At 68.5% G+C, this 21074-nt stretch carries 21 protein-coding genes; 15 read left to right on the forward strand and 6 right to left on the reverse strand.

Annotated elements, in window-relative coordinates; all coding sequences use genetic code 11:
* Window positions 1–12: 12 nt before the first annotated feature.
* The 3 genes from secF to ACT535_RS01180 are packed head-to-tail and all read left to right on the forward strand — an operon-like array spanning window position 13 to window position 2404.
* On the forward strand, window positions 13–1119 hold the full coding sequence (gene secF, locus ACT535_RS01170) for a protein translocase subunit SecF (protein WP_476363073.1): 1107 nt from the start codon (window positions 13–15) through the stop codon (window positions 1117–1119).
* A gap of 10 nt (window positions 1120–1129) precedes the next feature.
* Entirely contained in the window at window positions 1130–1510 is a 381-nt protein-coding gene (locus ACT535_RS01175) for an Mth938-like domain-containing protein (RefSeq protein WP_476363074.1), read from the forward strand.
* 3 nt (window positions 1511–1513) lie between these two features.
* On the forward strand, window positions 1514–2404 hold the full coding sequence (locus tag ACT535_RS01180; protein WP_476363075.1) for a phytoene/squalene synthase family protein: 891 nt from the start codon (window positions 1514–1516) through the stop codon (window positions 2402–2404).
* A gap of 17 nt (window positions 2405–2421) precedes the next feature.
* Here the strand turns inward: ACT535_RS01180 and ACT535_RS01185 are convergent, their stop codons facing one another.
* The 5 genes from ACT535_RS01185 to groES form a co-directional block, all read right to left on the reverse strand.
* Window positions 2422–3261, reverse strand: a complete 840-nt coding sequence (locus ACT535_RS01185) for a TonB family protein (RefSeq protein ID WP_476363076.1) — start codon at window positions 3259–3261, stop codon at window positions 2422–2424.
* Entirely contained in the window at window positions 3258–3749 is a 492-nt protein-coding gene (gene exbD / locus ACT535_RS01190) for a TonB system transport protein ExbD (protein WP_476326772.1), read from the reverse strand. The genes ACT535_RS01185 and exbD overlap by 4 nt, the downstream gene beginning before the upstream one ends.
* A gap of 6 nt (window positions 3750–3755) precedes the next feature.
* Window positions 3756–4778, reverse strand: a complete 1023-nt coding sequence (gene exbB, locus ACT535_RS01195) for a tonB-system energizer ExbB (RefSeq protein WP_476363077.1) — start codon at window positions 4776–4778, stop codon at window positions 3756–3758.
* Between the two features lie 454 nt (window positions 4779–5232).
* Window positions 5233–6864 (reverse strand): chaperonin GroEL, encoded by a 1632-nt coding sequence (groL, locus tag ACT535_RS01200; RefSeq protein WP_168456909.1) that lies wholly within the window; start codon window positions 6862–6864, stop codon window positions 5233–5235.
* Window positions 6865–6972: 108 nt separating this feature from the next.
* A complete protein-coding gene (gene groES / locus ACT535_RS01205; RefSeq protein WP_024279254.1) occupies window positions 6973–7287 on the reverse strand; it encodes a co-chaperone GroES in 315 nt (104 codons plus the stop codon).
* A 397-nt stretch (window positions 7288–7684) separates the two neighbouring features.
* Between groES and ACT535_RS01210 the strand changes: the two genes are divergently transcribed.
* The 11 genes from ACT535_RS01210 (at window position 7685) to thiL (ending at window position 16962) form a co-directional block, all read left to right on the forward strand.
* A complete protein-coding gene (locus ACT535_RS01210; RefSeq protein WP_476363078.1) occupies window positions 7685–7963 on the forward strand; it encodes an usg protein in 279 nt (92 codons plus the stop codon).
* A 217-nt stretch (window positions 7964–8180) separates the two neighbouring features.
* The gene (locus ACT535_RS01215; protein ID WP_168456911.1) at window positions 8181–8783 is read left to right on the forward strand and encodes an exopolysaccharide biosynthesis protein; all 603 of its coding nucleotides are present in this window, start codon (window positions 8181–8183) and stop codon (window positions 8781–8783) included.
* Between the two features lie 31 nt (window positions 8784–8814).
* Window positions 8815–9903 (forward strand): tRNA preQ1(34) S-adenosylmethionine ribosyltransferase-isomerase QueA, encoded by a 1089-nt coding sequence (gene queA, locus ACT535_RS01220; RefSeq protein ID WP_476363079.1) that lies wholly within the window; start codon window positions 8815–8817, stop codon window positions 9901–9903.
* Window positions 9900–11054 carry a tRNA guanosine(34) transglycosylase Tgt gene (gene tgt, locus ACT535_RS01225; protein ID WP_476363080.1) on the forward strand — a complete coding sequence of 385 codons (1155 nt, stop codon included), beginning with the start codon at window positions 9900–9902 and terminating at the stop codon, window positions 11052–11054. The genes queA and tgt overlap by 4 nt, the downstream gene beginning before the upstream one ends.
* 249 nt (window positions 11055–11303) lie before the next feature.
* Window positions 11304–12617: a serine hydroxymethyltransferase gene (glyA, locus tag ACT535_RS01230; protein WP_476326762.1), complete on the forward strand. Its 1314-nt coding sequence runs from the start codon at window positions 11304–11306 to the stop codon at window positions 12615–12617.
* A 27-nt stretch (window positions 12618–12644) separates the two neighbouring features.
* Window positions 12645–13172, forward strand: coding sequence for a transcriptional regulator NrdR (gene nrdR / locus ACT535_RS01235; RefSeq protein ID WP_168456914.1), 528 nt, complete (start codon window positions 12645–12647; stop codon window positions 13170–13172).
* Window positions 13169–14317 carry a bifunctional diaminohydroxyphosphoribosylaminopyrimidine deaminase/5-amino-6-(5-phosphoribosylamino)uracil reductase RibD gene (ribD, locus tag ACT535_RS01240; protein ID WP_476363081.1) on the forward strand — a complete coding sequence of 383 codons (1149 nt, stop codon included), beginning with the start codon at window positions 13169–13171 and terminating at the stop codon, window positions 14315–14317. The genes nrdR and ribD overlap by 4 nt, the downstream gene beginning before the upstream one ends.
* Before the next feature lies 1 nt (window position 14318).
* Window positions 14319–14933, forward strand: a complete 615-nt coding sequence (locus tag ACT535_RS01245; RefSeq protein ID WP_476363082.1) for a riboflavin synthase — start codon at window positions 14319–14321, stop codon at window positions 14931–14933.
* 52 nt (window positions 14934–14985) lie between these two features.
* Window positions 14986–15477, forward strand: coding sequence for a 6,7-dimethyl-8-ribityllumazine synthase (gene ribH, locus ACT535_RS01250; RefSeq protein WP_168456917.1), 492 nt, complete (start codon window positions 14986–14988; stop codon window positions 15475–15477).
* Window positions 15478–15482: 5 nt separating this feature from the next.
* Window positions 15483–15965 (forward strand): transcription antitermination factor NusB, encoded by a 483-nt coding sequence (gene nusB / locus ACT535_RS01255; RefSeq protein ID WP_168456918.1) that lies wholly within the window; start codon window positions 15483–15485, stop codon window positions 15963–15965.
* Window positions 15907–16962: a thiamine-phosphate kinase gene (gene thiL / locus ACT535_RS01260; protein ID WP_476363083.1), complete on the forward strand. Its 1056-nt coding sequence runs from the start codon at window positions 15907–15909 to the stop codon at window positions 16960–16962. The genes nusB and thiL overlap by 59 nt, the downstream gene beginning before the upstream one ends.
* A 9-nt stretch (window positions 16963–16971) precedes the next feature.
* Here the strand turns inward: thiL and ACT535_RS01265 are convergent, their stop codons facing one another.
* Window positions 16972–17409, reverse strand: coding sequence for an EamA family transporter (locus ACT535_RS01265; protein WP_168456919.1), 438 nt, complete (start codon window positions 17407–17409; stop codon window positions 16972–16974).
* Between the two features lie 149 nt (window positions 17410–17558).
* Between ACT535_RS01265 and dnaE the strand changes: the two genes are divergently transcribed.
* Entirely contained in the window at window positions 17559–21026 is a 3468-nt protein-coding gene (dnaE, locus tag ACT535_RS01270) for a DNA polymerase III subunit alpha (protein ID WP_476363084.1), read from the forward strand.
* Window positions 21027–21074: the final 48 nt, after the last annotated feature.

Below are 21074 nucleotides of genomic sequence, written 5' to 3' on the forward strand. Positions count from 1 at the left end.
GGTGCGCCGCACATGCCTTTGATCGACTACATCCCGGCGCAGACCAACATCCACTTCATGCGCCTGCGGCACTGGACGTTCCCGTTCTCCGCGGCGCTGTCCATCGTGGCCTGCCTGCTGTTTGCCATCCACGGCTTCAACCTTGGCATCGACTTCAAGGGCGGCACGCTCATCGAGGCGCAGACCAGCCAGCAGCAGGCCGACATCGGCGCGCTGCGCGAGCACCTGACCGACCTTGATGTGGGCGACGTGCAGATCCAGGAGTTCGGCTCGCCGCGGGACGTGCTCATCCGCATCGGCGCCTTCGGCACCACGGACGAGGCCCAGCAGGCCATCCTCGCCAAGGTGAACGGGGTGCTCGGCACCGATTATACCGTCCGCCGCGTGGAGACGGTCGGCCCGAGCGTGTCCGGCGAGCTGGTGCGCCAGTCTATCCTCGCGCTGGTGCTCGGCGCGGTGGCGGTGCTGGCCTATCTGTGGTTCCGCTTCGAGTGGCAGTTCGCCGTCGGCGCCATCGTGACGACGCTGCACGACATCTTCGTCACGCTGATGATCTATTCGGCGTTCGGGGTGGATTTCGACCTCACGTCGATTGCCGCGATCCTGACCATCATGGGCTATTCGCTCAACGATACGGTGGTCGTGTACGACCGTATCCGCGAGATGCTGCGACGCTACAAGAAGCTGCCGTTGCCGGAGCTGCTCGACATCGCGGTGAACGCCACCTTCTCTCGGACGATCATCGTCTCCACCACCACCTTCTTCGCTACCCTCGCGCTCTATTTCTTCGGCGGCGAGGTGCTCCGCGGCTTCTCGCTGGCGATGACGGTGGGCGTGGTGATCGGCACCTATTCCACCATCTTCGTCGCGGCCCCCATCCTCATTCACCTCGGCCTGCGCGCCTCCACGGTCAGCCTGCCGACCAAGGAAGCCGATCCCGAGGTGAAGGAGCTGGACGAGCTGGTGAAGCTGGAGGCCAAGGACGCCGCCGCCGCTGTCCCGCCTGAGGCCGCGCCCGCTACCGGCGTGTCGGCCAGCGGGGGTGCGAACAAGGGTGGCAAGGGCAAGAACGGCAAGCCCAACGGCAAGGCCGGCCCCGCGCGCCCGGCCAAGGCCTGAGGCGCGGGTGGTGGCCGCCGCGCACGGCGCGCCCTTCCTGCCGCGGCAGGTCGCCATAGACGGCTATGGCGACACCTTCTTCCACTTCTCCGGCATGTCCCATGCTGGCTCCGTCCTCGCGCTGCCTTCGGGTATCCGCGGCTGGGCACCGGTGAGCATGGCGGAGATCGACGCGGCTTCGCTCGCGCCGGTGGTGGCGGACGCCGCGACCGTCGAATTGCTCCTCATCGGCACCGGCAAGGATCCCGCGCATCTGAAAGAGCCGTTGAAGCAGGTGCTGCGCGATGCCGGCATCCGCTTCGAGCTGATGCCGACGCCCTCCGCCGCAGCCACCTACAACGTGCTCCTCGTCGAGGGCCGGCGGGTGGGCGCGGCGCTGATCGCGGTCTGAGCCATGCAAGACCGCACGACGGACGGCGCGGCGCTCGACGAGGCCTACGCTTATTGTGCCGCACAGGTGCAGGCACAGGATCGCGACCGCTTCCTCGCCGCCCTGTTCGCCCCGCAGGACAAGCGCCGGCACCTCCTCGCCCTCTATGCCTACAATCTCGATGTCGCCCGCGTGCGCGAAGTGGTGCGCGAGGCGCTGCCCGGCGAGGTGCGCCTTGCCTGGTGGCGGGAGGTGATCGAGGGCGAGGGCAGGGGCGATGTCTCCGGACATCCGGTCGCCGCCGCGCTGCTCGATACGATCGAACGGTTCCGCCTGCCGCGCCAGAGCCTGATCGCCATGGCCGACGCGCGCGTCTTCGACCTCTACGACGATCCCATGCCTACCGTGGGTGATCTCGAGGGCTATGCGGGCGAGACCGCCTCGGCGCTGCTCCAGCTCTCGGCGCTCATCCTGCTGCCGGACGTGGGCCGCTCGGGCGATCTGGCGGGACACGGCGGTGTCGCCATCGCCATGACGGGGCTGATGCGGGCCTTCCCCATCCATGCCGCGCGCGGGCAATGCTACATCCCGCTCGATGTCCTCGCCCGCCATGGTGTGGGACGGGAGGAGGCGGTGTCCGGCACGGTCACGCCTGGGCTGCTGGCGGCGCTCGGCGACATGAGAGAGGCCGCGGTGCGCCACCTATGGGCCGCCCGCGAAGCGGCAGGGCAGACCTATGCCGCCACGTCCATCGCTCCGCCATTCCTGCCGCTGGCGCTGGTCTCGGGTGATCTCAAGGCGTTGGCCAAGGTGCGGGACCCCTTCCGCCAGCCTGCCGGCCTCTCCCCCTTCCGCAGGCAGTTCGCCATGTGGTGGGCCGCCCAGCAGGCGGTGCGCGGCCGCATCTGGTTCTGAACGGCCCGCCGACGCCCTCAATTGCGGAAGTTGATCGCGACCCCGAAGCTCATGCCCTTTCCATCAGGCGGGGCGGGGAAGGGCGAGGCGCGGCGGGCCATGGCCACCGCCTCTTGGTCCAACACCGAATTGCCAGAGGAACTCGCCAGCGAGACGCCGGTGACCGCGCCCGACCCGGATATGGAGATGTTGATCCCCGGCCGCCCCACGTTCGAGCCCTGCGGGCGCTTGAAGCGGTTGAGGTGGGCGAAGGCGCGCGATTTCCAGTCCGCCAGCGCCGCCGAGCGCGCGGCCGCTGCCCCCGGCGAGGGGGCGGCCGTGGTCTGGGCGGTCGGCGCCTCGGAGCGCGGCGCGGCGGCAGTGGTGGGAGCGGACGGCCGGCGGGTGGGCTTCGCCTCCTTCTTCGGCTTCTCCACCTCCTTGGGCCGGGGCTTCGCCTCCTCCACCTTCTTCGGCTCGGGCTTGGGCAGCACCACCTCTGCCTCTGCGGGCGCGGGCGGGGTCTCCGGCATTTTCTCCACGGTCTCGGTCACCTGAGGGACCGGCGGGGGCTCGGCGTCTTCCTGCGGGTCCTCCTTGGCGTCAGGCACCGGTTCGGGCGCCTGCACCATCTGCGGTCCGGGCGCCACCTCCTCCTGAGACTGCTGGCTCACGGCCATGGGCGCCAGTTCGATCATGATGGCGGCGGGCGGCGACTGCTCGCCCGGCGCCTCCTTGTTCCAGTTCAGCGCCACATAGACCGCGGCGGCATGGAGCCCGACGACGAGCAACACGCCCGCTGTGAGCCGCAGGATCATGTTGCGCAGGTGGTAGCGGTCGAAGTCGTGCCAGTGGTGATGATGGTGAACCGCGCTCACCGGGGCGCTCCGGGTGCTCCGGCCGGGGCCGGTGCGGCGGCAGGGAGCGCGGCGGGGGCGGCGGGTGCCGGTTCGCCGCCTTCCAGGCCGACGAGGGCGACCTTGAGATAGCCGGCGGTGCGCAGGAGGTTCATCACCTCCATCACATCGCCATAGGGCACCGTCTTGTCGGCGCGCACGAACACGCGCTGCTGGCGATCGGTGTTGGTGCGTCCGTCCAGCATGGCGCCAAGGCCGGTGCGGGAGACGGGATCATCGCCGAGCGCCAGCGTGAGGTCCTTCTTCACGGAGAGGAACAGCGGCTTGTCCGGGCGCGGCTGCGGCTGGGCGTTGGAGGCGGGCAGGTCCACCTTCACGTCCACCGTGGCGAGGGGCGCCGCCACCATGAATATGATGAGCAGCACCAGCATCACGTCGATGAACGGCGTGACGTTGATCTCGTGGTTCTCGGCGAGGTCGTCCCCGCCATGATCGAGCTTGGCGGCCATCCCGGGTCACTCCGCAGCGCGCAGGCGCGGGGCCTCCACCTCGGCCGCGGCACGGTCGAGGTCGCGGGAGAGGTGCCGCATCACCTCGGCGGACGTGTCGGCGAGGTTGGCCTTGTAGGCCGCAATGGCGCGGGCGAACACGTTGTAGATCACCACCGCCGGAATGGCGGCGACGAGGCCGATGGCGGTGGCGAGCAGCGCTTCGGCGATGCCCGGGGCGACCACTGCGAGGTTTGTGGTCTGCGCCTTCGAGATGCCGATGAAGGCATTCATGATGCCCCACACGGTGCCGAACAGGCCGACGAACGGCGCCGTGGCACCGATGGTGGCGAGAATGCCGGTGCCCGCAGTCATCCGCCGGCCGGCCTTGGCCTCGATGCGCGACAGGGCGACGGCGACGCGCTCCTTGATGCCGTCCACCGGCAGGCCGGCGGAGGCGTGCCACTCGGCGAGCGCGGCCCGCACGGTAGCAGTGGCCGGGGTGTTGGCCTTTGGCATCTCGGCCGCCGCGTCCGACAGGGTGACCGAGCCGCGCAGCGCCTTCAGCGTGCGGGCGACGGCGCGGCGGGCGTACAGCAGCTCCAGGGATTTGGCGAACCACACGCTCCAGGTGAGGATCGAGGCGAAGGCGAGGCCCAGCATCACCGCCTTCACCACCATGTCGGCGGCCATGAACATGCCCCAGGGGGACAAATCATGGGGCAGGCGCGCGTCGGCCATGCTCTCCGGTGCGGGCGCAGCGGGCGCAGGCTCGACCGGGGTGGCAGACGCCGGGGCAGGCGCGGCCTCGGCGGCGGGGGCAGGAGCAGGAGCAGGAGCAGGTACAGCCGCAGAAGGTTGCGGCGCAACGGGCGTCGCGTGCTGGTGAGTCTCGGCGGGAGCGGCCGGCTGCGCCCAAACGGCGACGGGCGCGGAGGTCACGGCCAGAAACAGGCCCAGCGAAAGCACAGCCACGCTCTTTGGCGCCAGCGAGGAAAGACGAAAATCAGCACGCCCGGCAGACGTGCGCGAAATCAGGCGAACAGGCATCGCGCATCACCAATGATCAAAACGGACAGGCTGGCGATCCCTCCGCCGGGAATAGCTGGCTCGCGCCTTTATACCCCCATTCGCCGCCGACGCTAACCCATGCCCGGCCAGATTATCGGCAAAGCCCTGTGATATAGAGCGATTTCAATCTGGCGCTGGGGAAGCTCACCCACCCGTGCGGCGGCCCGCAATAGCAAAACGGCCGGGCTTTCGCCCGGCCGTTCCGTTCATTGGCTGCCCAACGTTTCGAGCGGCGTCAGAGGCTTGCTTTACCTCAGAAGTCCATGCCGCCGCCCGAGCAAACCGGCTTGCCGGTTTGCGACCTTCTCAAAGAAGCCGGGCGGCGTCAGAGGCTTGCTTTACCTCAGAAGTCCATGCCGCCGCCCGAGCAAACTGGCTTGCCGGTTTGCGACCTTCTCAAAGAAGCCGGGCGGCGTCAGAGGCTTGCTTTACCTCAGAAGTCCATGCCGCCGCCCGGCATGGCCGGGGCGGCCGGGCCGGCCTTCTTGGGCAGCTCGGCGATGAGGGCCTCGGTGGTGATGAGCAGGCCGGACACGGAGGCCGCGTCCTGCAGGGCGGTGCGCACCACCTTGGTGGGGTCGATGATGCCCGACTTCACCATGTCCACATATTCGCCGGTCTGGGCGTTGTAGCCGAAGGTGTAGTCGTTGGACTCGAGGATCTTGCCCACCACGACGGAGCCGTCGTCGCCGGCGTTCTGCACGATCTGGCGCGCCGGGGCCTGGATGGCGCGGCGGACGATCTCGATGCCGGTCTTCTGGTCGGCGTTGTCGACCTTCAGGCCGTCGAGCACCTTGATGGAGCGCAGCAGGGCGACGCCGCCGCCGGGGACGATGCCTTCTTCCACCGCAGCGCGGGTGGCGTGCAGGGCGTCGTCAACGCGATCCTTCTTCTCCTTCACCTCGACCTCGGTCGAGCCGCCCACGCGCACCACGGCGACGCCGCCGGCGAGCTTGGCGAGGCGCTCCTGGGCCTTCTCGCGGTCGTAGTCGGAGGTGGTGGTCTCGATCTGCGCGCGGATCTGGGCGATGCGCGCCTCGATGTCGGCCTTCTCGCCAGCGCCGTCGACGATCGTGGTGTTCTCCTTCTCGATCACCACCTTCTTGGCGCGGCCGAGCATGGAGAGGTTCACGCTGTCGAGCTTGATGCCGACTTCCTCGGAGATCACGGTGCCGCCGGTCAGGATCGCGATGTCCTGCAGCATGGCCTTGCGGCGATCGCCGAAGCCGGGGGCCTTCACCGCAGCCACCTTCAGGCCGCCGCGCAGCTTGTTCACCACGAGGGTGGCGAGGGCCTCACCTTCCACGTCCTCGGCGATGATCAGCAGCGGACGGGCCGACTGCACCACCGCCTCGAGCACGGGCAGCAGTTCCTGCAGGCCGGCGAGCTTCTTCTCGTTGATGAGGATGTAGGGCTCCTCGAACTCAACGCGCATCTTCTCCGCATTGGTGATGAAGTAGGGAGAGAGATAGCCGCGGTCGAACTGCATGCCTTCCACGACATCCAGCTCGGTCTCGGCGGTCTTGGCTTCCTCGACGGTGATGACACCCTCGTTGCCGACCTTCTTCATCGCCTCGGCGAGGAACTTGCCGACCTCGGCGTCGCCGTTGGCGGAGATGGTGCCGACCTGGGCGATCTCGTCGTTGGAGGTGACCTTGCGCGAGTTGGCGGCGAGGTCCTTCACGATGGCGTCCACGGCGACGTCGATGCCGCGCTTCAGGTCCATCGGGTTCATGCCGGCGGCAACCGCCTTGGCGCCTTCCTTCACGATGGCCTGGGCAAGCACGGTGGCGGTGGTGGTGCCGTCGCCGGCGAGGTCGTTGGTCTTGGAGGCGACCTCACGCACGAGCTGGGCGCCGAGGTTCTCGAACTTGTCCTCGAGCTCGATCTCCTTGGCCACCGACACACCATCCTTGGTGATACGGGGGGCGCCGAAGCTCTTCTCGATCACCACGTTGCGGCCCTTGGGACCCAGGGTGACCTTCACGGCGTTGGCGAGGATGTCGACGCCGCGCAGAACCTTGTCGCGCGCGTCTACGGAGAATTTCACGTCCTTGGCAGCCATGGGGCGTGCTCCTTCAGATTGGGACGATTAAATGGGATTGGCGAACGCCGCGGGACCGGGCGCCTCGGGCAGCCACGGTCCTGCGACCGAAATTCAGGCCGCCTGAGATCAGGCCGCCTTCTTGGCGCCGGCCGCGTTCTCGATGACGCCGAGGATGTCGCTCTCCTTCATGATGAGGAGATCCTGGCCGTCGATCTTCACTTCGGTGCCGGACCACTTGCCGAACAGCACGATGTCGCCGGCCTTGACGTCGAGCGCCACCAGTTCGCCCTTCTCGTTGCGGGCGCCGGGGCCGACCGCGACGACTTCGCCCTGCTGCGGCTTCTCCTTGGCGGTGTCGGGGATGATGATGCCGCCGGCCGACTTCTGCTCGGCCTCGATGCGCTTGACGACCACGCGGTCGTGCAGGGGACGGAAACCCATAGGGAAACCTCCGGTTCGATGTTGTCCATCGGGGTTGCCTGTTTTGAAGGCGCCGGGAACCCCTCCACCCGGCCCGACCGCGATCTAAGGGCGCCCATTTCGGGCCGCAAGGGGTCGGCTCAAAAAATTTAGCACTCAGGGGAACGGAGTGCTAGCGGCCGTTATTCTGCCAGCTTGCAGCGAAAGCGCCGCCTTGAAGGGTCGCTGCGCTGCCGCGCCCGCCGCCCGGGCAGCGGCTGTCAGCAGTCCTGTGCGAAGGCTGCTAGAGCATTGTTTTTGCAGACGGAAACCAATCTTTAGCCTTGGCGTTGGCAAAGTGTGTAGCCGACAATGAAGTGTCCGGTCCCGTCTTCCCCCTTCCTGATGGCAGCGGGGCCGCGGATTGGAGGTGTGACCCATGGTTTCCAAGGTGTCGCTTGACTTCGTCCTGCAGATGGAAGGCTACGGCCTCGCCACGGCCGAGATCCTATATCGCATGCCCGACCACCCCGGCCTGCTCCAGACCTTTCTCTGGCAGGAGTACGACCTTTGCCCGCGCTTTCCGGAGCTGAACAAGTTCCTGGAATTCTGGCAGCGCGAGATCGAGGGGCGGCTGCATTCGGTGCGGGTCGCCCATTCCGGCCTCATCAAGCCCGCAGAACTGCGGTCCGTGGACGGAATGTTCCTTTTGAACTGATCTGGACCATTCTCCCACGTCCGGGGGTTTCCGTATCGGTCAACGGGCTTTATGATTTTCGACGGGCGGTGAGGACATGCACGTCCCCGCGGGGGTGGGGCGTGCATGTCCGCTCAATTTGCCAGTGCGTATCTGTCGTAGCGTCAGATTTGCGCGGCCGTGCCCTGCCACCGCCGTTTTCGGGTTGTAGCTGAAGCGTCCACGTCATGAGGGCGCCTTGGACCATCGCACCCCACGAACCTCCGAGCTCCTGGCCGCAGTGCTCGCGTCGCAGGAACAGGATCAGGTCGCCATCGGCGATCTCGTCAATGCCTTGCGAAACCGCGCCTTCGGCATCCTCTTCCTCATTTTCGGCATTCCCAACTGCATCCCTATGCCGCCCGGCATCCCGGTGGTGTGCGGCATCATCCTGGGCCTCATCGGCCTGCAGATGATGCTGGGGCGGCAGGAACTATGGCTGCCGGAACGGATCGCCCGCCGCACCTTCTCCCGCGCGATGCTGGAGTCGATCGTCACCCGCTCACGTCCCTGGATCGAGCGGTTCGAGCGCATCTCGCGGCCGCGCCTGGAAGAGTTCGCCGGCCCTACGGCGCGGCGGGTTGTGGGCGCGACGGTGGTGGTACTGGGCTTCATCCTGATCCTGCCCATCCCCTTCCTCGGCAATCTTCCGCCGGGATTTGCCGTGTGCATCTTCGGCCTCGGCCTCGTGGAGCGGGACGGCCTCGTCATCCTCGCTGGCTTCGGCGCGACGATCCTGGGCCTGATGGTGACAGCGCTGATGAGTTGGGCCATCTACCAGGGCGCCATCGCCATCTTCTGAGCCGTTGCCCTCTCCATGTCTGCCTTTCCCCATGCGCGTTGACGCCTTCGACTTCCACCTTCCGGAGGACCGCATCGCCCTGCGCCCCGCCGAGCCGCGCGACACGGCGCGCATGCTCGTCGTCCGCCCGGGCGCAGCGCCAGAGCTGGACGACCGCAGCGTGCGCGACCTGCCGGACTTCCTGCGGCCCGGCGATGCGGTGGTGGTGAACGACACCCGCGTCATCCCCGCCGCGCTGGAAGGCGTTCGCTCCCGCGAGGGCGGCTCGGACGTGGCTGTGGAGGCGACCCTCATCAAGCGCCTCGCGCCCGACCGCTGGCGCGCCTTTGCTAAGCCCGGCAAGCGCCTGCGGGTCGGCGACCGCATCCGCTTCGGCGGCGAGGGCGGCGCCTGCCTGCTCGGTACGCTCGACGCCACCGTGGCGGGCAAGGAAGAGGACGGCTCCATCGTCCTCGCCTTCGATTTCGCCGGAGAGGTGCTGGACGATGCGGTGGCCGCCGTTGGCCACATGCCGATCCCGCCCTATATCGCCGCCCGGCGCCACGAGGATGCGCGGGACAAGGACGACTATCAGACCCTGTTCGCCCGGGTCGCCGGCTCGGTGGCGGCGCCCACCGCGAGCCTTCATTTCACGCCCGACCTCCTCGCCCGCATGGCCGCCGCCGGCGCGACCCTCCACAAGGTGACGTTGCATGTGGGCCCCGGCACTTTCCTGCCGGTGAAGGCGGAGGACACCACCGGCCACACCATGCACGCGGAGTGGGGTGAGGTGACACGTGAGACGGCGGACGCCCTCAATGCGGTGAAGGCGAACGGCGGGCGCATCTTCACCATCGGCTCCACCTCCACCCGGCTGATCGAGAGCGCGGCGGGAGAGGACGGCCTCATCCGCCCCTTCGTGGGGGAGACGGACATCTTCATCACCCCCGGCTACCGTTTCCGCGCGGTGGACGCGATGCTCACCAACTTCCACCTCCCGCGCTCGACGCTGGTGATGCTGGTGGCGGCCTTCATCGGACATGAGGCGCAGAAGCGCGCCTATGCCCATGCGATCGCGGAAAATTACCGCTTCTATTCCTATGGCGATGCGTGCCTGCTTCTGCCACAAGGCGGCGCATGACGTCCAACACGCCTGCCGACACCTTCTCCTTCACCCTCTCCGCCACCGACGGCGCCGCCCGCACCGGCTACGTCTCGACGCCGCGCGGGCGCATCCGCACGCCGGCCTTCATGCCGGTGGGCACGGTCGCGACGGTGAAGGGGCTCTATTTCGACCAGGTGAAGGCGGCGGGCGCGGATATCGTGCTCGGCAACACCTACCACCTCATGCTCCGCCCCGGCGCCGAGCGGGTGGCGAAGCTCGGCGGCCTGCACAAATTCATGCGCTGGGATGGGCCGATCCTTACCGATTCCGGCGGCTTCCAGGTGATGAGCCTGTCGAGCCTGCGGAAAATGAGCGAGCAGGGCGTCACCTTCCGCTCCCATGTGGACGGCGCCTATCACGAGATGAGCCCCGAGCGCTCGGTGGAGATCCAGGGCCTGCTCGGCGCGGACATCCAGATGCAGCTCGACGAGTGCGTGCGCCTGCCCTGCACCGACGAGGAAGCCGAGCGGGCCATGCGGCTCTCGCTGCGCTGGGCGGAGCGCTCGAAACGTGCCTTCGAGCAGCAGCCGAAGGGCCGCGCGATCTTCGGAATCGTGCAAGGCGGCGCGGTGCCGGCGCTGCGGATCGAGTCGGCCCGCGCGCTCGCGGACATGGATTTCCCCGGCTATTCCATCGGCGGCCTTGCGGTGGGCGAGCCGCAGGAGGTCATGCTCGCCATGATCGAGACGGTGGCGCCGCACCTGCCCACCAACAAGCCGCGCTACCTCATGGGCGTCGGCACGCCGGACGACCTTCTGGAGAGCGTCGCGCGCGGCATCGATATGTTCGACTGCGTGATGCCCACGCGCTCGGGTCGCCACGCGCTGGCCTTCACCCGCTTCGGCCGCATCAACCTGAAGAACGCCCGCCACGCGGAAGATCCCCGTCCTCTCGACGAGGAGAGCGACTGCCCGGCGCTGCGCGACTATTCGCGTGCCTATCTCCACCACCTCGTGCGCTGCGAGGAGATGCTGGGGGCCATGCTGATTTCCTGGGCCAATATCCACTATTACCAGCAGCTCATGGCCGGCGCCCGCGCCGCCATCGCCGCCGGGCGGTATGCGGATTATGTGGCGGAGACCAAGGCCGGCTGGGCGCGGGGCGATCTGCCGGTGTGGGAAGGCTGAGGGGAACGACTCCGTCCCGACTTGGCCGGATGTTTCCGCTGCGTCTTTGCGCGACCTGATCGTGCGCCGCAGGCCTTGCGCAGGCGCATCTTCGAGCAGCCTGCCCGACCGCCATGGCCCGCCCCGGCCGACACGCCGCACCAGCGGGCTTTGGACTTCACCTTCGCCCTGTGATAAGCGCAGGGTCCGCTCCGGCCGGGCGCCAGCCGCCCTTGCCCGGAGCCTCCACGCCATCACCGGAGACCTGCCATGGCCTCGCAGGACGCGAACCGCTCCTCCGTCACGGAGGAAATGAACCGCTTCTTCACCGCCTCTCTCGCCGAGACCGATCCCGAGATCGCCGGCGCGGTGCAAGCGGAGCTGGGTCGCCAGCGGGACGAGATCGAGCTGATCGCCTCCGAGAACATCGTCTCGCGCGCCGTGCTCGAAGCCCAGGGCTCTGTGCTCACCAACAAGTATGCCGAGGGCTATCCGGGCAAGCGCTACTACGGCGGCTGCCAGTTCGTGGACGTGGCCGAGAACCTCGCCATCGACCGCGCCAAGAAGCTGTTCGGCTGCAATTTCGCGAACGTGCAGCCCAATTCCGGCAGCCAGGCGAACCAGGGGGTGTTCTTCGCGCTGCTCCAGCCGGGCGACACCTTCCTCGGCCTCAACCTCGCCGCGGGCGGACACCTTACCCACGGCTCGCCGGTGAACATGTCCGGTAAGTGGTTCAAGCCGGTGCCCTACACCGTGCGCGAGGACGACCAGCGCATCGACTACGAGGCGGTCGCCCAGCTCGCCGACCAGCACAAGCCGAAGCTCATCGTGGCCGGCGGCTCCGCCTATCCCCGCATCATCGACTTCGCCAAGATGCGCGCCATCGCCGATTCCGTCGGCGCGCTGCTGATGGTGGACATGGCGCATTTCGCGGGGCTGGTCGCCGGCGGCGCCCATCCGAGCCCGTTCCCGCACGCCCATGTGGTGACGACCACCACCCACAAGACCTTGCGCGGCCCCCGCGGCGGCATGATCCTCACCAATGACGAGGACATCGCCAAGAAGGTCAATTCGGCCATCTTCCCCGGCATCCAGGGCGGCCCGCTCATGCACGTCATCGCCGCCAAGGCGGTGGCGTTCGGCGAGGCGCTGCGCCCGGAGTTCAAGCTTTACGCGAAGAACGTCGTGGAAAACGCGAAGGCGCTTGCCGAAACCCTGAAGGGCCACGGCTTCGCCATCGTCTCCGGCGGCACCGACACCCACCTCATGCTGGTGGACCTGCGCCCCAAGCGCCTCACCGGCAAAGTGTCCGAGGCGGCGCTGGGCCGCGCCCACATCACCTGCAACAAGAACGGCATCCCGTTCGATCCCGAGAAGCCGTTCGTGACCTCCGGCGTGCGCCTCGGCACCCCGGCGGGCACCACCCGCGGCTTCGGGGTGGCGGAGTTCCAGCAGGTGGGCAACCTCATCGCCGAGGTGCTCGACGTGCTCTCGCAGAAGGGCTCGGACGAGGACAGCCTCGTCGAGGCCGCCGTGCGTGAGAAGGTCTCGACCCTGCTCGCCCGCTTCCCCATCTATCCCTGAGGATCGAAGACGGGGAAGGCGTGAAGGATGCGGTGCCCCTATTGCGGCGGCCTTGAGACGCAGGTGCGCGATTCCCGGCCGACGGAAGACAACACCGCCATCCGGCGCCGCCGCATCTGTCCAGATTGCGGCGGCCGCTTCACCACGTTCGAGCGGGTGCAACTGCGCGAGCTGATGGTGCTCAAGCGTTCCGGACGGCGCGTGCCGTTCGAGCGGGAGAAGCTGGAAAAGTCCGTCAGCGTCGCCTTGCGCAAGCGCCCGGTGGAGCATGAGCGCGTGGAGCGCATGATCAACGGCATCGTGCGCCAGCTCGAAAGTGTCGGCGAGGGCGACATCACCTCCGAGACCATTGGCGAGATGGTCATGGAGGGGCTGAAGCAGATCGACGACGTGGCTTACGTGCGCTTCGCCTCGGTCTATCGCAATTTCCGCGAGGCCAAGGACTTCGAGAACGCGCTCGCGGAGCTCTCCAGCGAGGGCGAGCCCCGCCCGGCCGATGGAGAGCCCGCAGCCGACAAGCCGCGTCCCCGCCCGACGCCACGGGGCGGGGAATGAGCGGGCGTCCGGTGCCCGCCGCGCCCGTCCTGTCGCCGCGCGAGGACGAGCTGTTCATGGCGGAGGCGCTGAAGGTCGGCCAGACCGGCCTTGGCCGCACCTGGCCCAATCCCTCGGTCGGCGCCGTGGTGGTGCAGCATGTGGGCGGCGTGCCGCGCGTCGTCTCCAGCGCCGCCACCGCGCCCACCGGCCGCCCCCATGCCGAGCCGCAGGCGCTCGCCGCCGCTGGTGAGCTGGCGCGCGGCTCGACCCTCTATGTTACCCTGGAGCCCTGCTCCCACCACGGCCGCACGCCGCCCTGCGCCGATGCCGTCATCAATGCCGGTGTTGCCCGCGTGGTCGCCGCCATCGAGGACCCCGACCACCGGGTGAAGGGCAGGGGAGTCGCCCGCCTGCGTGCCGCCGGCATCTGGGTCACCGTCGGCGTCGGGGCCGAGCAGGCGCTGTTCGATCACGCCGGCCACATCCGCCGCGTCACCGAGGGCCGGCCCCATGTGATGGTGAAGATGGCGGTCTCCGCCGATGGCAAGGCCGCCCATGCCGGGCCGACGCCGGCCGTCGTCACCGGGGCCGAGGCACGGGCGCGTGCGCATCTCATGCGCGCGCACACCGACGCAATTCTCGTCGGCCTCGGCACGGTTCTGGCCGACGACCCCATGCTGACCTGCCGGCTGGAGGGCTATGAAGGCCGCTCGCCGGTGCGCCTCGTGCTGGATGCCGAGCTGGACATCCCGCTCACCTCCGCTCTGGTGCGCACGGCCTGCGATGTGCCCCTGTGGGTGATCGCCGCCGAGGATGCCCCGGCGCATCGCGCGGCCGCCCTCAATGAGCGCGGCGTCGAAGTGCTGCGCGCGCCTCGCGGTGCGGACGGGCGCATCCATATTCCGGCGATGGTCAAGCTGCTGGGCCTGCTCGGCCTCACCCGCGTGATGGTGGAGGGGGGACCGACCACGGCCGCCCGGTTCCTGGAAGCCGGCGTGGTGGACGAGGTGGCGGTGTTTCGCAGCCCCGTCATCCTGGGCCCGGACGCTTTCCCCGCCCTTGCCGGCCGCCCGCTCATCCGGCTGACCCAGCCGGTGGGATTTGCCGAAGTGGAGCGCACGGAACTCGGCGCCGACCACCTCGTCCGCTTGTGGAGACGCTAAGATGTTCACCGGCATCGTGACCGACATGGGCGACCTCGTGAAGGTGGAGACGAAGGGCGAGGTGAAGACCCTCACCGTCGCCACCGACTTCGAGGCAGCCGGCATCGACATCGGCGCGTCCATTGCCCATGCGGGCGTGTGCCTTACCGTCACCTCGGTGGCTGCGGGCGGGCCCCGTGCCACCCTCTTCACGGTGGATGCCGCCCCGGAGACGCTGGCCATCACCACGGTGGCGGGCTGGGACGAGGGCCGGCGCATCAATCTGGAGCGATCACTCAAGATGGGTGACGAGCTGGGCGGGCACATGGTGTCCGGCCATGTGGACTGCACGGCGAAGGTGGTGTCGCGGGAGGATCTCGGCACCACCACGCGCTTCGTGTTCGAAGTGCCGGAGAGGTTGGCGCGCTTCGTCGCGGCCAAGGGCTCGGTGGCGCTCGACGGCACCTCGCTCACGGTCAACGAGGTGGACGGCAACACCTTCTCCTGCCTGCTCATTCCCCACACGCTAGCCGTTACCACCTGGGGCGGCGTGAAAACGGGCGACACGGTGAATTTCGAGGCCGACCTGATGGCCCGCTATGCCGCCCGGCTTGCGGAGTTCCCCCGGGCCGGGTAGGGCTCACGCCCAATTCCGGCGCCGTGCGCCGTTTAAGTTTCGGAGAATGCCCATGGTCACGACGCGCAGGGAAACCGCCGTCGAAGCCGACCCCGCGCTCGAAGGCGCGCGCGTCGTCATCGTCGAAGGCCGCTACTACGAGGCGCTGGCCGATGAACTCCTCGCCGGCGCCCGCGCCGTGCTGGAGGCCGCTGGTGTCGCGGTGGAGGTCATCACCGTTCCCGGCGCGCTGGAGATTCCCGTCGCTGCCGAGATCGCCATCGCCGCGTCCGAAGAGGGCGGCGAGCCGGTGGATGCGGTGGTCGGCCTCGGCGTGGTCATTCGCGGCGAGACGTACCATTTCGAGATCGTGGCCGGCGAATCCGCGCGCGGCCTGATGGAGCTGGGCCTCGCCCATGCCCTGCCGGTGGGCAACGGCATCCTCACCGTGGACACCGAGGCGCAGGCCTGGGAGCGCGCCCGCGTCTCCGAGGGCAACAAGGGCGGCGGTGCCGCCGAGGCAGCGCTCAGCCTGCTGCGGCTGAAACGCCGGCTGGAAGCGTGATTGTCATGAGCGATCAGTCCAGGGAAGCGCCCCAGAAGCCCATGAAGAAGAGCGCGGCCCGCCTTGGCGCGGTGCAGGCGCTCTACCAGATGGACCTTGCCGCGACGCCCCTCAACGATGTGCTCGCCGAGTTTGAGAGCCACTGGCTCGGGCAGGAAGTGGAAGGCATCGAGTTCCCCGAAGCCGACCGCAGGCTGTTCCGCTCGGTGGTGGAAGGCGTGCTGAACGCCCAGCGGCAGATCGATCCGCTGGTGGACGGCACCCTCACCAAGGGCTGGCCGCTCAAGCGCGTGGAGGCGGTGCTGCGTGCTGTCCTGCGTGCCGGGGCCTTCGAGCTGATGGCGAAGGACCCGCCCGCCCGCGTGGTCATCACCGAATATGTGAACGTCGCTGGCGCCTTCCTCGATCGCGACGAGACCGGCATGGTCAATGCTGTGCTCGATGCGCTGGCGCACGAGCTGCGGCCCGACGAATTCCGGGGCGCCTGAGGTGGAGGGCGGCGGCTCGGGCGAAGATCGCTTCATCGCCCGCTACTTCCGCCCCATCGCCGGGTCGCAGGGTGCGCTCGGCCTTCTGGACGATGCCGCGCTCCTCTCCCCGCCGCCGGGTTGCGATCTCGTTCTGACAAAGGACGCGGTGGTCGCCGGGGTGCATTTCTTCCCTGACGATCCGCCCGCCGCCATTGCCCGCAAGGCGATGCGCGTGAACCTTTCCGACCTCGCCGCCAAGGGCGCCGCGCCGGTCGGCGCCCTGATGGCCATCGCTCTGCCCAAGGGCACGCCGGACGCGTGGATGGAAGCCTTCGCCGCCGGCCTCGGGGCCGACGCGGACGCCTTTTCCTGTCCCATCCTCGGCGGCGACACGGTGTCCACGCCGGGCCCCGTCACCATCACCATCACGGCGCTGGGGGCGGTGCCCAAGGGCGAGTTCGTGCCGCGCACCGGGGCGCAGGCGGGCATGGCCATCTTCGTCTCCGGCACCATCGGTGATGCCGCCCTCGGCCTGAGGCTGCGGCAGGACGGCGACGCGCCGGCCTTCCCCGATTTGTCCGGCGAGCAGCGCGCGCATCTGCTGGATCGCTATCTGAACCCGCAGCCGCGCCTCGCGCTCGCCCAGGTGCTGCGGCGGCATGCGGCTGCCGCCATGGATGTGTCGGACGGTCTCGCGGGCGACCTCGCCAAGATGCTCGCGGCCTCCGGCTGCGGCGGCAAGGTGGAAGCGCGGCGCGTGCCCCTCTCGGCCGCGGCTGCCGCGGCGGTGAAGGCCGATCCGGGCCTGCTTGCCGTCGCACTTTCGGGCGGGGACGATTACGAAATCCTCGCCTGCGTGCCCCATTCGGCTGTGCCCCAATTCACGTTTGAGGCAGCTCAGGCGGGTGTGCCCGTGGCCCTGATCGGCGAGACGCGGCCAGGCTCCGGCCTCGACGTGACGGATGCCGGCGGCCATCCGCTCGACCTGGGCAGTGGCAGCTTCAGCCACTTCTGAAGACTGCCTTCAGCCGAGCGCCACCAGCACCGCCCCCGCCGCGATGAGCGCGACGCCCAGCGCCGCCACCGCCGAGAGCTTCTCCCCGAGGAAGATCACGCCGAACACGGCGACCAGCACGACGCTCAGCTTGTCCACCGGCGCCACGCGGGCCGCATCGCCCATCTTCAGGGCCCGGAAGTAGCAGAGCCACGAGGCCCCGGTGGCAAGGCCCGAGAGCAGCAGGAAAAGCCATGTGCGCCCGGGCACATCGGCCACGGGCTGCCAAGCCCCCCGCGCGAAGGCGATGGCGGCCACTAGCGCGAGGATGACGACCGTGCGGATGAGCGTCGCGAAGTCCGAATCGACCCCCGCCACGCCGACCTTGGCGAAGATGGCCGTGAGCGCGGCAAAGGCGGCCGAGAGGACGGCCCAGAACACCCAGTTGGCGAGAAGCGATCGCGTCATGCCGGCTCCATCCTGCTGCTCCCGGCAGCATACGGGTGCCCACGGCGGAGGATAGCGGGCACGGATGCCGCAGACTCTTCTCTGCGAGGCAATCGGGGCTACCTTATGGGAGAACGAATCCCCGCTCTGCGAACGGCGCCCCGAGCTTCATGTCCACCGATCCCGGCTTCATCCACCTGCATGTCCATTCCTCCTATTCGCTGCTGGAGGGGGCGCTCTCCGTCGGCAAGCTGGCGGATTTGGCGAAGGCGGACTACCAGCCGGCCATCGCCCTCACCGACACCGGCAATCTCTTCGGCGCGCTGGAGTTTTCCGAGAAGATGTCGGGCTCGGGCATCCAGCCCATCCCCGGCGTGTCGCTGGCGCTCGATCTGCCGGAGCCGGCCGGCCCGCGCGGCGGACTGCGGCCGAAGAAGCCGCGCGTGGTGCTGCTGGCCCAGAATGACGCCGGTTGGCGCAACCTCATGCGCCTCGTCTCCCGCTCCTTCCTCGAAACCGCGAGCGAGGACGAGCCGCGCATCCTGCCCGAGTGGCTGGCGGAGGCGAACTCCGGCCTCATCTGCCTCACGGGCGGTCCGTCGGGGCCTTTGGACCGGGCCATCGTCGGCGGGCATCCGGAGATGGCGGCGGACCGGCTAGACCTGCTCGCATCCCTCTTCGGCGACCGGCTTTATGTGGAAGTGCAGCGCCACGACACCGATCCTGAACGGCTGGCCGAGCCGGCGCTGCTCGATCTCGCTTATGCCAAGGGCATTCCGCTGGTGGCGGCCAACGAGCCCTTCTTCGCGGCGAAGTCGGATTATGAGGCCCATGACGGCCTCCTCGCCATCGCCGAGGGCCGGCTGCTCTCGGAGGGCGACCGGCGGCGGCTGACGGCGGAGCATCGCTTCAAGACCCGCGCCGAGATGCTGGAATTGTTCGCCGATCTGCCCGAGGCGACCGCCAACACGGTGGAGATCGCCAAGCGCTGCGCCTACCGCGTGCGCACGGTGAAGCCCATCCTGCCGCGCTTCACCACGGCGGACGAGAAGGCCGAGGGCTCCGACCCGCTGGAGGCGGAGGCGGCCGAGCTGAAGCGGCAGGCGGAGGAGGGGCTCGCGGCCCGTCTCGCCAAGCACGGGCCGGCGCCGGGACTGGATGAGGCCGCCTATCACGAGCGCCTCGCCTATGAGGTCTCGGTCATCACCAAGATGAAGTTCCCCGGCTACTTCCTCATCGTGTCGGACTTCATCAAATGGGCCAAGGCGCACGATATCCCGGTGGGGCCGGGCCGTGGCTCGGGCGCCGGCTCGCTGGTGGCCTATTCGCTCCAGATCACCGACCTCGACCCGCTTCGGTTCGGCCTGCTGTTCGAGCGCTTCCTGAACCCGGACCGCGTGTCCATGCCCGACTTCGACGTGGACTTCTGCCAGGAGCGCCGCGATGAGGTGATCCGCTACGTGCAGGAGCGCTATGGCCGCGCGCAAGTGGCGCAGATCATCACCTTCGGCACGCTGCAGGCGCGCGGCGTGTTGCGCGACGTGGGGCGCGTGCTGGAGATGCCCTATGGGCAGGTGGACAAGCTGTGCAAGCTCGTCCCGCAGAACCCGGCCAATCCCGTCACCCTGAAGCAGGCCATCGAGGACGAGCCGCGCCTCCAGGCGGCGCGCGACCAGGAAGAGGTGGTCAAGCGCGCTTTCGACATCGCGGTGAAGCTGGAGGGGCTGAACCGCCACGCCTCCACCCACGCGGCGGGCATCGTGATCGGCGACCGCCAGCTCCATGAGCTTGTGCCGCTCTATCGCGATCCCAAGTCGGACATGCCGGTCACCCAGTACAACATGAAATGGGTGGAGCAGGCCGGCCTCGTGAAGTTCGACTTCCTCGGCCTGAAGACGCTGACCACCATCGAGAAGGCGGTGAAGCTGGTCCACCAGCGGGGCATCGATCTCGATATTTCCAAGATCCCGCTGGACGACGCCAAGACCTACCACATGCTCGGCAAGGGCGAGACGGTGGGCGTGTTCCAGGTGGAAAGCGCGGGCATGCGTCGCGCGCTCGTGGACATGAAGGCCGACCGCATCGAGGACATCGTGGCCCTCGTGGCGCTCTACCGGCCGGGCCCCATGGCCAACATCCCGGTCTATTGCGACTGCAAGCACGGGCGGGCGACGCCCGACTATCTCCACCCCATGCTGGAGCCGTACCTGAAGGAGACGTTTGGCGTCATCATCTATCAGGAACAGGTGATGCAGATCGCGCAGGCCATGGCCGGCTATTCGCTGGGCGAAGCCGACCTGCTGCGCCGCGCCATGGGCAAGAAGATCCGCGCCGAGATGGAGAAGCAGCGCGAGCGCTTCGTCTCCGGCGCCGCCGGGCGTGGCATCGAGAAGGCGCAGGCGGACACCATCTTCGACCTGCTGGCGAAGTTCGCAGACTACGGCTTCAACAAATCCCACGCGGCGGCCTATGCGCTGGTCGCCTACCAGACCGCATGGCTCAAGGCGAATTACCCCACCGAATTTCTCGCCGCGTCCATGACGCTGGATAAGGGCAATACGGACAAGCTCGCCGAATTCCGGCAGGAGGCGCAGCGCCTCGGCATCGAGGTGGTGCCACCGAATATCAACCTGTCGGCCCGCGAGTTCGGCGTGAAGGACGGCAAGATCATCTACGCCATGGCCGCCATCAAGGGCGTGGGCGAGGCGGCGGTGGACGCGCTCGTGGCGGCGCGGGGGGATCGGCCGTTCCGCTCCTTCGGCGACTTCGCCGCGCGCCTGCCGGTCAAGCTCGTCAACAAGCGCACGCTGGAAAGCCTGATGGCCGCCGGCTGCTTCGATGTGCTGGAGAAGAACCGCGCCCGCGCCTTCGCCGCCATCGAGCCCATCGTGGCCGAGGCGCAGCGGGTGGAGGCCAACGCCCAGTCCGGCCAGAACGACATGTTCGGCTCCGGTCCGGCCGCCGCGGCGGCGCTGCCCATCCCGGAGGCGGCGCCGTGGCTGCCATCCGAGCGGCTGCAGCGGGAGTACGATTCCATCGGCTTCTTCCTCACCGGCCATCCGCTGGATGACTATGCCGAGGCGCTGAAGAAGATGCGGGTGCAATCCTTTGCCGACTTCTCCCGCGCGGTGCGCTCAGGTGCGGCTGCCGGTCGGCTCGCGGCGACGGTCGTCTCCAAGCAGGAGCGCCGCACCAAGTCCGGCACCCGCATGGGCATCGTCGGCCTGTCCGACCCCTCCGGCCATTACGAAGCGGTGATCTTCTCCGAAGGCCTTGCCCACTACCGCGACCTGCTGGAGCCCGGCACGCCGCTGCTCATGATGGTCGCCGCCGAGCTGAACGGCGAGGATGTGCGGGTGCGCATCAATTCCTGCGAGAAGCTCGATCCCGTCACCGCCAAGCACCAGAAGGGCCTGCGCATCTTCCTGCGCTCGTCCGAGCCCATCGAGGGCATCGCGCGGCGCCTGTCAGACGGGAAGCCGGGGGAGAGTGGGGCGGGCGAGGTGAGCCTGATCCTCCTCGTGGACGACGCCCATGCCGAGGTGGAGGTAAGCTTGCCCGGCAAATATTCCGTGTCGCCCCAGATTGCCGGGGCGATCAAGGCCATTCCGGGCGTCGTAGCGGTTGAAGCCGCCTGACGGTGCGTCTATCAGACCCTCCGTAAGCGGCGGGTGCGGGCGGCCCCG

This window comes from Xanthobacter sp. DMC12, assembly GCF_056314105.1.